Genomic DNA, 15,996 nt, shown 5'->3' with positions numbered 1-15,996 from the left:
GCATAGCTTTTTCCATATTAAATCATAAGAATATCTCGAATTTCTTCCTCAGTTATAGAGGATAATTTCTCTTCTCCTGGCTCAATTACTTCAGCAATTAAATTTTTCTTAGTTTCTTGTAGTTCATGCATTTTTTCTTCAATTGTTCCGTGGGCTACTAACTTAATAACTTGCACTGTATTTTTTTGTCCCATTCGATACGCTCTATCCGCTGCTTGTCGTTCAACAGCTGGATTCCACCATAAGTCGTACAATATAACTGTATCTGCACCCGTTAAATTTAACCCTGTGCCACCAGCCTTTAAAGAAATCAGGAATAACTCCCCTTCTCCTTCGTTAAACCGATTGCATAGCTCTACACGTTCTTGCGAAGGTGTACTCCCATCTAAATAAAAGTATGGAACTGCTTGACGATTTAATTCACGTCCGATTATCGAAAGCATCTTCGTAAATTGAGAAAATATAAGAATTCTCTTCCCTGTACTTCTGCATTCCTCCAAAATTTCTAGAAGTTGTTCAAATTTAGCTGAACTTCCTTTGTAATCATCAACAAACAAAGCAGGGTGACAACAAATTTGCCTTAGCCTCGTTAAACCAGCTAAAACCCGAATTTTATTTTTACGTAACGTATCTTTATCCAAATGTTTTAATGTTTCTTCTCTTAACTTCGCTAAGTAAGCCGCATAAAGCTTCTTCTGATCTGGTAATAACTCTGATGATTGTAAGTGTTCAATTTTTTCTGGTAGCTCCTGTAATACATCTTCCTTTAACCTTCTTAACACGAAAGGTTTTACCCGCTTCGCAATATCTTCACGCCTTAAATCACCGAACTCTTTTCTTCCTGGTAATAATTCCGGGAAGACGACATGAAAAATCGACCATAGTTCTTCTAATGAATTCTCTACAGGTGTTCCCGTTAATCCAAAACGGTACTCCGCTTGAATCGTTTTTACTGCCTTCGCAGTTTGCGTTGTATGATTTTTAAATGCTTGTGCTTCATCAAGAAATAATGTATGAAAAGGCTGTGCATACAATCTTATATCTCGTCTAAGTAAAGGATATGACGTAATCACTACATCAAATTTCGTTACATCTTTTAAAAATTTCCGGCGCTCTACTTGGTTTCCATCTGCAATAACCGCTCTTATATGTGGTGCGAATTTTTTCAACTCGCTAAGCCAGTTATACACGAGGGAAGACGGAGAAACAACTAATACAGGCAGTTTCTTCTCTCTAATTTCAGGCAAAACAGAATCTATAAAAGCAATGCTTTGCAGCGTTTTCCCAAGTCCCATATCATCTGCTAAAATACCACCAAAACGGTAATAAGCGAGTGTTTTCATCCACCCGAATCCATATACTTGATACTCTCTCATAACAGCATTTACAGTATTTGGCACAGCAAACTTTAATCTTTTCGGATTTTGAATGTTTTCTACTAACTCTTGAACAGACGCATCTAAACTTAAAACATTTCCTTCGTTAAGTCCGTTCATCCATTTCACACTCCGAATAAGCGGAACATTCACTTCTTCCCCATGTAAAAATTCTTTCCGAATACCCGATTCTTTTACAAACTGATTAATTTCATTAAACTCTTTGCTCTCCAGTGATAGTAAAGAACCGTTCGCTAATCGGTAATATTTACGTTTCTCTTCAAGAGCCACTAATACACCTTTAATTTCCGCTTCCGGTATTCCTTTTATATCAAAGCGAAATGACAACCAGTCTATTCTTTCTTTTCTTCTCACTCTAATAAGAGGAGCTGTATCCCCTTTATGAATTCGTAATTTGATTGCTGTCGTCGCATAAATATCAACTAAACCTTTTAACGTTGGAACGACGTGATATAAAAAATTGTACTCAGCTTCTTCATTATGTATAAAGTAACCGCCTTCCGTTTTCGCAAAGGCACTTTCAGTCATAATGTCTAAAATCTCTTTTTCCTTTTTCTCATCACGATTAAAAACAGACGGCTGTCCATCCTCTTCTAGCGGATTAATTACGACGTTTCCATAGTGAAATTCAAGACCTGCTAACAAACGATTTTTCACTCGATCTAAATACAACTTCGCTTTTAGCGAAAGCGTTTCAACACGATCTGATATAACTTCATCAATGCGTACAGTTCCGAGTTTCATTAACCCTGGTACAACTTTCGCTACGAAATGCTCCATCTTATTTTCTGGAATATAAAACTGATTGCTATTTGAACGATTCATCATCTTTTGTAGTTCAATAAGTCGCATACAATCTTCAATAGGTAGATGATATAATTTCCCATCGTAAAGAGCGTTGTTATACATATTCATAACTTGTACACGCTTTAGACCGTCTATATGAAGTGTAAACCCGCCATTATTCCCTTTCGTAAATTCAAAATGTAATGGCAATAAACCTTTTGAAACTTCCAGACCATGAAACAGCTGTTCATTTTGTTTCAGCTGCACATACTCAATTTTAGAAAGTAAAGAAAGCATATCACTCCATGAAGCTGGCGGTATTAATATCATACTTTCATCTTGTTTTGCATGTACTTCTAGCGCATCCTCATACATTTTTTCATTATGATAAATTTTAATAAACTGCTGAATAATCGCATCAGTTTCTTGTTTAAAACTATGTACATCTGGTGTATATGTAAATTCGTTGGAACAATGAAAAGACTCCCTTTTCTCCACTTTAGAAAGAAATTCTCTAATATGATTTATGAAATATGTTTTCGCCAGTTTCAATTGAATTCCAAGAAGAGCCCCACCATTTTTCGTAGCTACTGGTGTACATATAAACTCAACATAAAGTATTTCACGTGTATCAAAACGGTGTTGCTTACTTTTAGGTCTCAGTGGTTTCTCCGTAAATAACTGAAACATACCACTTGTTAAGTGTTCATTTTCGCTCATGTTTCCGCTACTAATAGGTAACATTCCACCGGTTTGCTGATTATAATTTATTTGTATAAGTACTGCTGCAACATGTTGACAGTACGTTTGAAAAGACGCTAACGAAGGACAACTACATCTCGCAACAACATTACCTTTTTTAGCTTTTTCTACTGTAACATAAAAATCTTCATTCCCTTTTACCGTAGCCTCACAAATTTCTTTATTTTCATCATAATGATTCACGATTACTTTATTTGCTTTATAATAAGCTTCGCCTCTTTTATATGAGGTTTCTCCGCATACTTCTTTAATAATTGATTTATTTAATGTAAAACTCATTGTTTTGACACTTCCTTAATGTAAAACCATTTCTCTTACTTAACATTTTACATGCTATAGGCAAAAATATAAAATGTAGATTTAACAAAAAAAGATGATTACTTATAAGCATCTCAGACTGTAGACAAATAGGGTTTCAGCGTGGAGATGTGTGTGCCAAATTTTGAGGTGGGAGTCTTACTGCCCATAAATAGCGAGATAACGTAGGTAATTTATATATTTACGTTGGTACCTTTATACAAAACTGCTATTGCGGTTGCTATAAGGATCATTCCCATAAAAGCGGGTGCGGCATGACCAAGTGATACATAAATTTGTCCTCCAATGATAGGACCAAGCATTCTTGCTAAGGCCTGAATAGATTGGCTACCTCCTTGAATCCTTCCTTGTTCACTAGAATCGACAGACTTTGAGAGCATCCCATTGAATGAAGGTCCAAAGATTGAATCACCAAAACCAAATATAAACATTCCAGCAATAAGAAACGGATAAAATGAGAACAAAGCCGATGCTGCAATAAGACTGTAACCTATAATCTCCGAAACCATTCCGAGAATTGCTATCTGTTTATCAGTAAGTTTTGTCAAAAGTTTTGGCATTATGAAACCTTGTGAAATGATATCTTGGAAGCCCATAATTGAAAACATAAGTCCGATTAACGCAGGCTTCCAACTGAAAGTATCCATTGTAAATTGTGAAAAAATTGCCTGTAAAGATCCGTTTGGTATCCAAAGTAAAAACGCTGAGACAAGTAGCCATTTTAAATTTTTCATGGAAAGTATGTTTGCAAGCTGTGTAAATGGATTCAATCTTACAAAGGTAATCTCTTTCAGTCTATTATTTTTGTCAAGGCTCTCAGGCATATATAAGATTCCATAAACAACATTTAATAAAGTTATTATTGCTCCAAAATACATAGGTACAGAATAACCAAACTTGGCAAGGTATCCGCCTATAGTTGGTCCAATGACAGTGCCTACACCTACAACCGCGCTTACCCATCCAAAGTATTTCGTTCTCTGTTCTGGAGGAATGATGTCTGCAAAATATGCAAAAATAGTACTTATGCTTCCGCCTGTTATACCTTCTATTATGCGCCCAGCAAATAGTACCCATAGAGCTCCTCCTATGCCAAAAACTAAGTAACCGATTGCAGAACCGAAAAGGCATACTAAGAGTAATGGACGACGACCATATTTATCGCTCAAAGCTCCAAGTACGGGGGCCGCAAAAAATACGCAAACTGCATAAACAGAGGTTAGCAGCGTAACAACTATAGCTTGTTCTCCCGAATTACTTGTATAAGGCTGCACTAAGAATGGAACGACAGGTATTATAATACTGAAGCCTATTCCGCAAAGAAACACAGAGATAAGTCCGAATATTAAAGCGTGTTTATCTATGGTTTGTTCCGTACTATGTTCATCATGTGATCTAAATTTGGACATTTAAATTCTCTCCCCAAAAGTTATTATTTTGTTTCCTTATCAACAAAACAATAACTCTTTTTTGTTTTCTTGGCAACAAAATTACAACAGTAAAAAGGCAGTCCATTCTTGGACTGCCTTTAGTGTCATTTTCATTATTCAAATTTATTACGACTTAATATGTACACCTTGTTTCTTTATTTCTGCATCCAAATGCCTACTATACTTTTCCACGAAGTTAAGTATACTATCAAATTCTTCCTCATTCACCTGCTCAAACACGGCTTTATCCCGCTCTTGAAACTCGTTGTGCAGGTCCTCATGGATTTTATAAATTACTTTCCCTTGTTCAGTAAGCCTAAAATAGATTTCTTTCTTGTTATCCGACTTCTGATAGCTTTTGATAAGGCCTTTTTTTATGAGCTTCTTAGTTATTCTACTTATTGCACCGCGAGTCATATAAAAGGACTCCGCAAGTTTTGTCACGTTGGAATCTACATTTTTTTCAATGTATTCGATGCAATGTACTTCAGAAGAATTATAACCCTTAAGACTCTCTTCCATCTTATCCTTATTAAGCCAAACTATCTTGTTATATAAGTCCCTGAAACCCACTATGACTTGTTCTTCTTTGTTCATGGCCTGTCCTCCTACCCGTTGGTGCATTAACAATATTATATTTATTTTTTGTTTCTATTCCAACAATATTAAAATAATTATTTTAGTAATTGAACTATACGTGAAAAAAGAGAACCAAAGGCGTTTAAACACCGCGTAACTAAACGCCAAGCCGGGCAAGTGTATTGACACTTGAACAAGACTTTGTCTACAGTCTGAGATACTTACTTATACGCACCCTTTTTCACTCTATCTCCATCAACCGTTTCGCTTCAAAATACAACACTTGAATAAACTTTTTCGTGTTAATCCGTGTATGGCCTGAAGCCGCGACTTCTTCCTTTGTCATTTCTGTCATCCGTTTTCTAACTACAGTGAAATCAAAAAATTTCGGAGCATAGCTTTCAAATTTCGGATTTGAAAAGTCCGTTAATCCTAAGGAAGCTAAATGATTTAACGATTGATAAATTGCTCTACGTACCCTTTGCTCAGATGCTTTTTTCTCTTTATCAATATCCGTATCTAAAGCTATAGCCCCTAATTTCCTTATCGTAATATGATGGAAAATATCTTTTAGCGCAGGAAATCCAAATTCAAACGTTTGCTCTTTTTCTTGGCCATATAAATATTCCAACATACTAAGTAAGTCTTTACTTCCATTCTCTCCCGCAATACCAAGTTCTGATAATAAATAGCGTCCTGAATCCGCTATTTTTTTCCCTTCTTGCATTGGCTCATTTCGAACTTGCGGCTGTTCCCACTTGAAAACGTTATTCAATGATTTTTGAATATCATGTATAGAGCGCTCTAAACGAATACGTTCCATTACTTTTCTTACAACAGATACAACCTCAATTTTATTTAATGGTTTTGTAATATAATATTCCACTCCAAGTGTATACGCCTCACCAATAAGCTGTTTCGATTCAACTTGAGAAATCATAATAATTTTCCCTGTAAAAGAGGACGCAATATGGCGAACTGTTTCAATCCCGTCTCGCATCGGCATTAATAAATCAATAAATAATATATCTACTTTTTTAAAATTTAGTTGATCTGCTTCAATAAAAGCTCCATCTTCCGATTCTCCAATTACTTCCCCAAGATCACCATCTTCAATAATTTGCGAAAGCATAGAGCGGAAAACTTCATCATCATCTACGATATAATAAAACAACTTTATTCCCCTTCCCGCTTTAAACTGCACTCCGGTAAACAAACTACAAACTTACACCCTCTGCCAATTTCTCGGTCTTCTAATCTTACTTCTCCTCCGAGTTCTGTTACCATTTCGTTTATGTAAGAAAGTCCAATTCCTGTTGATGGTGTTCCCGTTTGATCATACTTCGAAGTAAATCCAGGTTTAAATACTAATTTCTTATATTTTTGTACAATACCAGGTCCATCATCAATTACTTCAAAGAATATATGTTTTTCAATTTTATATAGCTTAATAATAATAACACCATTATCCTCAATTGCTTCAACTGCATTTGCAACTAAGTTGTTGAAAATTGATAAGACTGTATACACATGATATTCTGCATGTTCACCTTCTATATGCTTTAAAAAACGTATATCTTTTTCCAACATGTCAGCGTACTTCTCATTTATTCTCACAATCATTTCCGCAAGCTCATGACCTTCTACATACTCAGCCACATTTTTATCTAATAACAATTTAGATAATCCTGCAAAAATTCTTTGATTATCCTTTTTTATTTCATGCACTTCTCCCGCTATTTTCAATGCTGTTTTACTATAATTTTCTATACTACTCGAATCATCGTTCGCTTGTAAATTACGATATAATTGATACGCTTCTTGTGTAATTAACTCCGCATTTTGCAGCGTTTTTTTCAAATGAACTGATTCCACATATAAATTAGAAAGGTGCATCAACATTTTTTCATTTTCTTTTCGCACTTGTGATTCTTTTAATTTCGTTTCATACAAATTCATCATATTTAAAAAACCAAGCGCAAAGAAACTACGAAAAATAGCAATAATGATCAGTTTATTCACTTCAGAAACTGTTATCGTTGTACCAAGTACTAACATATGATAAAACGCAAGTTCTGACATACTTGCGATAATTTCAATTGTAATACCGAGGCACCCTATAATAATTGGCTTCTGATGGAATTTGTTCACCCTACAAAGCGAAAAAAGACTTCCATAAATAAAATAATAAAAGAACACAGGATAGCGCAAATAAAATGATTCTGTCATATGAAATGACCCTTGCAATACCCAATCAAGACATACGCGGAATAAGACTACAGATATACCGACAAGAATACCTGCAGCTGCTGCTGGTATTTTTCTTAAAAATAATAACAAAAAGAAGAAAAGCGGTGTCCCGAAGCTAACACGAAACGTATCGTTGAAAGGATGAAAATTCAGCTCTCCAGCAATCGGAACAACAATCATTAAAATAATTAAAAGAGATATGTCTTTCTTCCATAATTGATTCCAATTCAAAGCTGCCACTTCCTATGTATTTTTTCAAAAATGTACAAGTAAAGCCCGCTTATTATAATAAACGGGCTTTTTTTTCTATATTCTAACCTTTTCTACCGCTTTTATTTGACGATACTCAGGCTTCCACATTGCTTCTTTCACTGCAATCTTAATATCGTTATCACTTAAGTTTTCTCTAGCAACACCTTCTGCAACTGCAACTTTCGCTACTTCAATTGCAACCATTTCAGAGATATTACGTAATTCTTCAACTTCTGGTAAGATAGGTGCACCCGGCTGACTTGTATCTACCATACTTGCAACCGCTTCTGCTGCTGCCGCAAACATGCCATCTGTCATTACGCTTGCACGCACAACAATTGTACCAAGACCTAGCCCTGGGAAAATAAGTGCGTTATTTGATTGCCCGATAACATACGTTACACCATTGTATGTAACTGGATCAAACGGACTTCCTGTTGCAACTAACGCTCTTCCTTCTGTCCACTCGATTAAATCTACTGGCTTCGCTTCAGCAAGTGGCGTCGGATTCGACATTGGTAATATAATTGGTCTTTCTACGTGAGAAGCCATCTCTTTAATAATCTCTTCTTTAAATGCGCCAGCAACAGTTGATGTACCGATTAAAATTGTCGGTTTTACATGTTTCACAACTTCAGCAAGTCCGATCACATCATTTTGTTTCCACTCACTTACTTCAGCTTCTTTTCTTGCATATGGCATTTGGAAATCAAGAAGATCTTCCATATTATCTGTAATTAACCCGTTACGGTCAATACACCAGAAACGCTCATGTGCTTCTTGCTCTGATAATCCCACGCGAACCAGCGCATCTCTTACTTGATCTGCGATACCGATTCCCGCCGTACCAGCACCAAACACAACTACTCGGTGTTCATTTAAAGGTACACCAGAAGCTTTCACTGCCGATAATACTGCAGCAAGTGAAACTGCACCTGTACCTTGAATGTCATCATTAAACGTACATACGTCATGACGGTATTTGTCTAAAATTTTTCGTGCATTACGAGAACTGAAATCCTCCCAATGTAAAAGTGCTTTCGGGAACTTATTGCCTACAGCTTGTACAAATGTATCAATAAATTCATCATAAGCTTCACCAGTTACACGTGGATGGCGATTTCCAATATAAAACGGATTGTTTAATAGATCCTCACGGTTTGTACCTACATCTAAAATTACAGGTAATACGCGACTAGGATCGATTCCAACTGCGGCCGTATAAACAGCTAGCTTTCCAATCGCAATGTTAATACCACCAACACCCCAGTCACCAATTCCTAATATACCTTCTCCATCTGTTACAACGACTAAGTCAATATTTTCAGCTGTTGCACCGATATTTGTGAATGCTTCTTCAATACCCGAAGGATCGTTAACTGATAAATAAACACCACGTGGTTTACGATATTCATGGCTATATCTTTGAATTGCTACACCAACAGTAGGTGTATATACGACTGGTAACATTTCACGTAAATGCTCTGTTAAAATACGATAAAATAATACTTCATTTCGATCATGTAACGCTGTTAAGTATACATTCTTCAATAAATCATCCGGCTGAGAACAAAATTGCTCATACGCTCTACGCGCTTGTTCATCTAGCGTTAAAACTGCTGGCGGTAATAACCCTTTTAAACCTAATTCTTCTCTTTCTTCTTGCGTGAAAGCTACCCCTTTATTTAAAAGTGGTGTTGATAATACTTCTACTCCTCTTAATGTTGTTTCTAATGCACCATTAGAAGCCACTGTAAACTTACTCATAACATCCCTACCTCTATTCATATATAGCATTTCTATATTGTAAACAAAAAAGAGGGGATTGTCCCCCCTCTTCTTTTAATTTTTCTTTAAAAGAGTTGCTCCTGCAATCCCTGGATGTGTCATTTCAAATGGATCTAGAATTAACTCTAAGTCTTCTTGAGATAATACACCATTTTTCACACATAGTTCTCGAACGGATTGACCTGTTGCAATTGCTTCTTTTGCAACACGAGCTGCTGCTTCATAACCGATATGAGGGTTCACGGCTGTAATAATTCCTACACTCTTCTCAACATACTCTTTTAAGCGATCTTCATTCGCTTCAATTCCTTTTAAGCAATTATCTGTAAAGGCACGGAAACCATTATTCATAATGCTAATAGATTGAAGTAAGTTGAAAACAAGTACTGGTTCCATAACATTTAATTCTAATTGTCCTGCTTCTGAAGCAAGGCAAATTGTATGGTCGTTACCAATTACTTGGAACGCAATTTGGTTAATAACTTCTGGCATAACAGGGTTTACTTTCCCCGGCATAATAGATGAACCTGGTTGACGAGCTGGTAGCATAATTTCCGCTAATCCAACGCGTGGACCTGATGCCATTAGACGAAGGTCGTTCGCAATTTTAGACATATTCATCATACATACTTTAAGTGCTGCAGATACTTCAGTGTACGCATCCGTATTTTGGGTTGCATCTACTAAATCTTCTGCACCAACAAGTGGTAGTTCACTAATTGTAGCTAAATGTTTTACAACTGCTTCAATATATTCTGGATCTGCATTTAAGCCTGTACCTACTGCAGTTGCTCCCATGTTTACTTCATATAAATGTTGACGTGATTGCTGAATTCGTTTCATATCACGCTCAAGTACGCGAGAGTACGCTTTGAATTCTTGTCCAAGACGAATTGGCACAGCATCTTGTAAATGTGTACGACCCATTTTAATAACATGATCGAACTGTTCTGCTTTTAATTCAAATACATCATGCATATAACCCATCGTTTGTAATAAACCTTCTAATGCATTTAATGTTGCAATATGAATCGCTGTTGGGAATGCATCATTAGTTGATTGTGCCATATTAACATGACTGTTTGGACTAATATAATGATAGTCTCCCTTTTCCATTCCTAATAATTCAAGAGCGCGATTGGCAATGACTTCATTTGCGTTCATATTCATTGAAGTACCTGCACCGCCCTGAATTGGATCAACGATGAAATGATCATGCCATTTCCCATCAAGGATTTCTTGTGATGCTTCTGCGATAGCACCACCCTTTTTCAATTCCAATCTTCCTACATCTGTATTAGCAAGTGCTGCTGCTTTTTTTACAATTGCGAATGCTTTAATTAAGCCTTCATGAATTTTATACCCTGTAATTGGGAAGTTTTCTACTGCACGCATTGTCTGTACGCCATAGTACGCATAATTTGGCACTTCTTTTTCACCTAAAAAATCTTTTTCAATTCGTACTCCATTTTTAACTTCAGTTAATGTTGCCATGATTCTTCACTCCTTAACGATTTCTTATGCTGCTTTTGTTTGTTTGACTGTTTCTACATATTGTTTTGCTTTCTCATCATCGAATTCGCCTTCCCACTTCGACATAACAATGGCAGCTAATGCATTCCCTAATACATTGACAGCTGAGCGAATCATATCTAAAATGCGGTCAATTCCCGCAATCAATGCGATGCCTTCTAGCGGTAATCCCATTGATCCTAACGTTGCTAATACAACAACGAATGATGCACCCGGAACTCCCGCCATACCTTTGGATGTTAACATGAGAACGAATAATAGCGTTATTTGCTCCGTCAGTGACATGTGTATACCGTACATTTGTGCAACAAACAATGCCGCTAACGCTTGATAAATAGCTGATCCAGTCAAGTTAAATGTATAACCTGTCGGAATTACGAAAGAGGCAACTGCCTTTGGACAACCGAACTCTTCCATCTTTCTCATTATATTAGGTAAAACAGCTTCTGAACTTGCTGTCGTAAATGAAAGAATAAGTTCTTCTTTTAAAATTTTTATTAATGTAAAAATGTTTACTCCGACCATTCGTGCATTAATACCTAATACAATCACAACGAATAGTATAACAGTTACATATACAGCTAGCACTAGTTTTCCTAAAGGAAGTAGTGTGCCTACACCAAATTTTGCAACCGTAACAGCAATTAATGCGAATACACCAAATGGTGCAAATTTCATAACTTGATTTGTGACCCAAAACATCGCTTCGAGCACACCTTCAAAAAAGTTGAAGACAGGCTTTCCTTTTTCTCCAATTGCCGCAACTCCTAAACCGAATAGTACTGAGAAGAATATAATCGGTAATAAGTCACCTTGTGCGATAGATTCAAATATGTTTTTCGGTACAATATGAACAATCGTTTCAGCAAAACCTTTCTTCTCTGTTGCATCTGCTGTTTGTTTATAAGAAGAAATATCACTTTGCTGCAAATTATTCATATCAACGCCAGTACCTGGCTGGAATATATTCGCCGCAAGTAATCCCATTAAAATAGCAATCGTCGTAATAATTTCGAAATAAAGAATTGTCTTACCGCCCAGTTTCCCAAGCTTTTTCATATCACCTACACCAGCTACCGCAACAATTAATGCTGAAATAACAATCGGTACTACAATCATCTTAATTAAATGAATAAATATATCCCCAACTGGTGTGATATAAGAAATCGCCGTTTTATTACCATAAAAGATTGCCCCTACTACAACCCCTAAAACAAGTGCGACAAAAATTTGTGTTGCCAATCCGAATTTTTTCATTTATGTTCATCCCCTTCATGCGAACGCTTTCATTTCGTATTTATAAAAGCTTACTCACAAATGATATAAGCAAACCTACAAAATCATACAAAAACCTACAAGTTTGTCACAAAAAATTCGAATTTTTTTCTTATAATATTCATTGACACTTTTTATAAAAAAGAAATAAAATAACCTTGATAAAACATCAGATTATTTCGTATAATCTAAAAGATATACGTATTCAAAATAAATGGGGATGAAAAGGAGTGGATGTTATGAAAAATCACGTGAAGAAGTTCATCATATCTATTTCTTTTCTATTTCATTTTCTTACGAAGGAACAAAGGCATTCGCCTTTGTTCCTTTTTTATTGCAATCTATATAGGGGGAATTGTTATGAAGCCATATAAACGTGTCTTAATTAAATTAAGCGGCGGAGCACTTGCCGACCAATCGGGCAATAGCTTTAACTCCAAACGATTAGAACATATTGCAAATGAAATTTTATCGATTGTTGATTTAGGTATCGAGGTCTCCATCGTCATTGGCGGTGGCAATATTTTCAGAGGTCATCTAGCTGAGGAATGGGGAATTGATCGTGTAGAAGCTGATAATATCGGTACGTTAGGTACGATTATTAACAGCTTAATGCTTCGCGGCGTTCTAACAAGTAAAACAAATAAAGAAGTACGCGTAATGACTTCTATCCCTTTTAATGCGGTAGCTGAACCTTATATTCGCCTACGCGCAGTACATCATTTAGATAGCGGTTATGTTGTCATATTCGGTGGTGGTAACGGGCAACCATTCGTTACGACAGATTATCCAAGTGTACAGAGAGCAATTGAAATGAATAGTGACGCCATATTAGTCGCAAAACAAGGAGTAGATGGTGTCTTTACAAGTGATCCAAAACATAATAAATCAGCAAAAATGTATAGAAAACTGAACTATAATGATGTTGTTAGGCAAAACATTCAAGTAATGGATCAAGCGGCTTTATTGCTTGCTCGGGATTACAATTTACCGGCACACGTCTTTAACTTTGATGAGCCTGGAGTGATGAAGAAAATATGTTTAGGGGAGCATGTAGGGACGTTGATTAATGATGATGTTACTATGCTTGTGCATGAACAATAACTATTTCCTCTCAAAAAGGGTGTCTTTATAGACACCCTTTTTGATATTAATCATCACAAATAAAAATCAACCATTCCCGCTACTTTCTCCTTACAACGCTCCCAAAAAGATAACTTCTCAAAAAACTCTTTTGTCATCTCTTTCGAATCATGAAAATCTTGCGCTAACGCCTCATTTACTTGCGCTACGATCGGCCCACCATGAATATAAAAATTCATTTCATCATTTATATAGAAGCTACGTGCAGTAAAGTTTGTTGTACCGATAACAGTTAATTCATTATCAATCAGCATTAACTTTCCATGAAACATCCCTTTTTTATAACCGTATACCGTAATCCCGTTATTAACAGCTTGACGGATGTAAGGGTATGCAGCCTCTTTAATGAGGGGAATATCTGGTTTATATGACCAAAGTATTTTTACTGTAACACCACGTTTTTGCGCTCCAATTAAAGCATTCATTAGTTCTTTATTTTTCACTATAAAATAAGGTGTTGTAATTACAATCGAATGCTTCGCTTGTTTTATTAACTTTATATATTTTTCAGCGACGTGATGCCCATTATAACTAGCCATAGTATGTAATGTATTCCCTTTACTAGCTTTATTCGTACTTCTTTTTATATCCTCTTTCGTGTCTCGTTTCCAATCTAAAGCGAACTGTTCTTCTAAATCTTTTGCTCCTTCTCCTCTGAGTCGTACATGATAATCACGCCAGTATCCAAATTTCTTATCTTTCCCTAAATATTCATCTCCTATATTAAAACCACCCGTATAACCAATCTCTCCATCAATTGTCGTAATACGACGATGGTTACGATGATGAAGTGAATAAAATCCGAATGGCAATTCAGGTTTTCTACTATATGTAAAATGAACACCGCTTTGCTGCAATTCATTTTTCATCTTTCTTTCGAATGACAAATCATTAATTAAATCCACTGATAAATATACAGTTATTCCTTCTTTCGCTTTCTCTTTTAATAAATTTAAAAATGTATGGCTACTTTTATCATCCGACAAAATGAAAAAATAAGTATAAATGGAACTTTTCGCTTCTCTTATATCAGTAAATAACTGTTTATAAAACGACTTCCCTTCTACATATAATTGAAAGTCACTATAATGAGATGCATACTCTGTCGGCATATTTTTCCCGGCTTCCATTTTCCTGCCGAGGGTAACATCAATATGCATCCAAATTAAAATAAAAACGAAAATAGCAATAATAATAGAAGTAACTCGCAATATTTTTTTAATCATTTTGATTTCCTTCCACTTATTTTCTTTCCACCCTTCTATTTTGTCATTCAAATTTAGATTTCATGCTTCATGCAAAAAAGGATGTGACTAAACGTCACACCCTTTTCATTTTAAACAAAGTTCCTCGCATCATTATTTCTTCCAAACTTATAAATCGCAATTAAGAAGAATGCTATCGCGAAAGCGAATAAAATTAAAATGTTTAAATACAACTCAGAAAATGGTATCCCTTGCTGTAATTTTGAAATTGTGTCTAGTAACCAACGCTGCGGAAGAAAATCAGCTACCTTTTGTACTGCTTTCGGCATAATGTCATATGGAAAATAACATCCAGCAAGCAAACATGTTGGTACGATAACTATATTTTGCATTGCATTTGAAGCAGTTGAACTTTTCGAAAAAGACACAATGACTAATGACAAACCAATTGCGATTAAAGCAAATAGCATGAGTACACCAATCATCACTATGAAAGGCATATTTATATTTGTGTGAAAAACATTCGTCATAAATAATACTGCAATTACAATTTGCACTGTTAATATAATCATATTCACCGCGACATTAGATAATATAAATTTCTTCCCATCTATCGGCGTTGATAATAATCTAAAGTACGTTCTATTCTCTTTTTCTTTTAAGATAAATCCTGATAAGTTCACTGCTGAAAATAGCATAAACATGATAAGGTAACCCATAGTTTGATTTGTCATATCCTTATTTTTCGAAGTATCTTCAAGTGTCTCAGCCTTTACTTTAAATGAACTTTTTTGATACCCTGCATACATATTATCAAACGTACTTTGATCCGTCCCTGCCACTTTACTAATTGCGGCAATATTATCAACATAGTTATATAAATATGATTTTATAAACCCCGTTACTTGATCGCCTTTAATCGATGAAATCTCAATATGACTCGGTTTCCCTTCTCGAACACTTTCCGAAAAACCGGACTCTAATGTAATAACACCATCAAGTTTTTTTGAAGTAAGTTTATCTTCTACTTCAGACTCCTTAACTTTACTTACATTTACATGATTTAATCCTTCTAAAAATTTTACTGTATCATTTGCTATTGGCTGATTTTCTTTATTTATAACCCCGATATTTAACGTTCCTTGCCCTACATTTCCGTATATCGAAAAGGAGATGAGTGTTCCTATTATCGGCAAGCTAATAATAATGAGTAACCCTTTTTTATTTTTCAGAAGTACAGATAACGTTTTTTGTATGAGCCATAAAATATCTTTCATA

At 35.6% G+C, this 15,996-nt stretch carries 11 protein-coding genes; 1 reads left to right on the top strand and 10 read right to left on the bottom strand.

Annotated elements, in window-relative coordinates; all coding sequences use genetic code 11:
* Window positions 1-17 precede the first annotated feature (17 nt).
* The 8 genes from MR071_RS05380 to MR071_RS05345 all read right to left on the bottom strand — a co-directional run bounded on the left by MR071_RS05380 (window position 18) and on the right by MR071_RS05345 (window position 12,352).
* Complete coding sequence (locus tag MR071_RS05380; RefSeq protein WP_242235300.1) at window positions 18-3,224, bottom strand: SNF2 helicase associated domain-containing protein; 3,207 nt, start codon at window positions 3,222-3,224, stop codon at window positions 18-20.
* Between the two features lie 212 nt (window positions 3,225-3,436).
* Window positions 3,437-4,672, bottom strand: a complete 1,236-nt coding sequence (locus MR071_RS05375) for an MFS transporter (protein WP_105583857.1) — start codon at window positions 4,670-4,672, stop codon at window positions 3,437-3,439.
* 147 nt (window positions 4,673-4,819) lie between these two features.
* The gene (locus MR071_RS05370; protein WP_105583858.1) at window positions 4,820-5,290 is read right to left on the bottom strand and encodes a MarR family transcriptional regulator; all 471 of its coding nucleotides are present in this window, start codon (window positions 5,288-5,290) and stop codon (window positions 4,820-4,822) included.
* Window positions 5,291-5,513: 223 nt separating this feature from the next.
* A complete protein-coding gene (locus tag MR071_RS05365) occupies window positions 5,514-6,446 on the bottom strand; it encodes a response regulator (RefSeq protein WP_242235298.1) in 933 nt (310 codons plus the stop codon).
* 2 nt (window positions 6,447-6,448) lie between these two features.
* On the bottom strand, window positions 6,449-7,762 hold the full coding sequence (locus tag MR071_RS05360; RefSeq protein ID WP_105583860.1) for an ATP-binding protein: 1,314 nt from the start codon (window positions 7,760-7,762) through the stop codon (window positions 6,449-6,451).
* A gap of 66 nt (window positions 7,763-7,828) precedes the next feature.
* Window positions 7,829-9,541, bottom strand: coding sequence for an oxaloacetate-decarboxylating malate dehydrogenase (gene malS, locus MR071_RS05355; RefSeq protein WP_105584305.1), 1,713 nt, complete (start codon window positions 9,539-9,541; stop codon window positions 7,829-7,831).
* A gap of 75 nt (window positions 9,542-9,616) precedes the next feature.
* Entirely contained in the window at window positions 9,617-11,056 is a 1,440-nt protein-coding gene (gene aspA / locus MR071_RS05350) for an aspartate ammonia-lyase (protein ID WP_105583861.1), read from the bottom strand.
* Between the two features lie 24 nt (window positions 11,057-11,080).
* Entirely contained in the window at window positions 11,081-12,352 is a 1,272-nt protein-coding gene (locus MR071_RS05345) for a cation:dicarboxylate symporter family transporter (RefSeq protein ID WP_105583862.1), read from the bottom strand.
* 378 nt (window positions 12,353-12,730) lie between these two features.
* Between MR071_RS05345 and pyrH the strand changes: the two genes are divergently transcribed.
* Window positions 12,731-13,474 (top strand): UMP kinase, encoded by a 744-nt coding sequence (gene pyrH / locus MR071_RS05340; RefSeq protein WP_105583863.1) that lies wholly within the window; start codon window positions 12,731-12,733, stop codon window positions 13,472-13,474.
* 53 nt (window positions 13,475-13,527) lie between these two features.
* Here the strand turns inward: pyrH and cls are convergent, their stop codons facing one another.
* Complete coding sequence (gene cls / locus MR071_RS05335) at window positions 13,528-14,739, bottom strand: cardiolipin synthase (RefSeq protein WP_242235296.1); 1,212 nt, start codon at window positions 14,737-14,739, stop codon at window positions 13,528-13,530.
* 110 nt (window positions 14,740-14,849) lie between these two features.
* Window positions 14,850-15,995, bottom strand: a complete 1,146-nt coding sequence (locus MR071_RS05330; RefSeq protein WP_105583864.1) for an ABC transporter permease — start codon at window positions 15,993-15,995, stop codon at window positions 14,850-14,852.
* Window position 15,996: the final 1 nt, after the last annotated feature.

Source organism: Bacillus cereus group sp. BfR-BA-01316, assembly GCF_022664195.1.
Taxonomy (GTDB): Bacteria; Bacillota; Bacilli; order Bacillales; family Bacillaceae_G; genus Bacillus_A.
This window is presented reverse-complemented; position numbering and strand designations above follow the sequence as displayed.

Excerpts from the sequence above, each read along its gene's own strand:
- MR071_RS05375 (WP_105583857.1), bottom strand. The coding sequence starts at position 4,672 with ATGTCCAAATTTAGATCACATGATGAACATAGTACGGAACAAACCATA.
- malS (WP_105584305.1), bottom strand. The coding sequence starts at position 9,541 with ATGAGTAAGTTTACAGTGGCTTCTAATGGTGCATTAGAAACAACATTA.
- MR071_RS05330 (WP_105583864.1), bottom strand. The coding sequence starts at position 15,995 with ATGAAAGATATTTTATGGCTCATACAAAAAACGTTATCTGTACTTCTG.
- aspA (WP_105583861.1), bottom strand. The coding sequence starts at position 11,056 with ATGGCAACATTAACTGAAGTTAAAAATGGAGTACGAATTGAAAAAGAT.
- MR071_RS05345 (WP_105583862.1), bottom strand. The coding sequence starts at position 12,352 with ATGAAAAAATTCGGATTGGCAACACAAATTTTTGTCGCACTTGTTTTA.
- pyrH (WP_105583863.1), top strand. The coding sequence starts at position 12,731 with ATGAAGCCATATAAACGTGTCTTAATTAAATTAAGCGGCGGAGCACTT.
- cls (WP_242235296.1), bottom strand. The coding sequence starts at position 14,739 with ATGATTAAAAAAATATTGCGAGTTACTTCTATTATTATTGCTATTTTC.
- MR071_RS05370 (WP_105583858.1), bottom strand. The coding sequence starts at position 5,290 with ATGAACAAAGAAGAACAAGTCATAGTGGGTTTCAGGGACTTATATAAC.
- MR071_RS05380 (WP_242235300.1), bottom strand. The coding sequence starts at position 3,224 with ATGAGTTTTACATTAAATAAATCAATTATTAAAGAAGTATGCGGAGAA.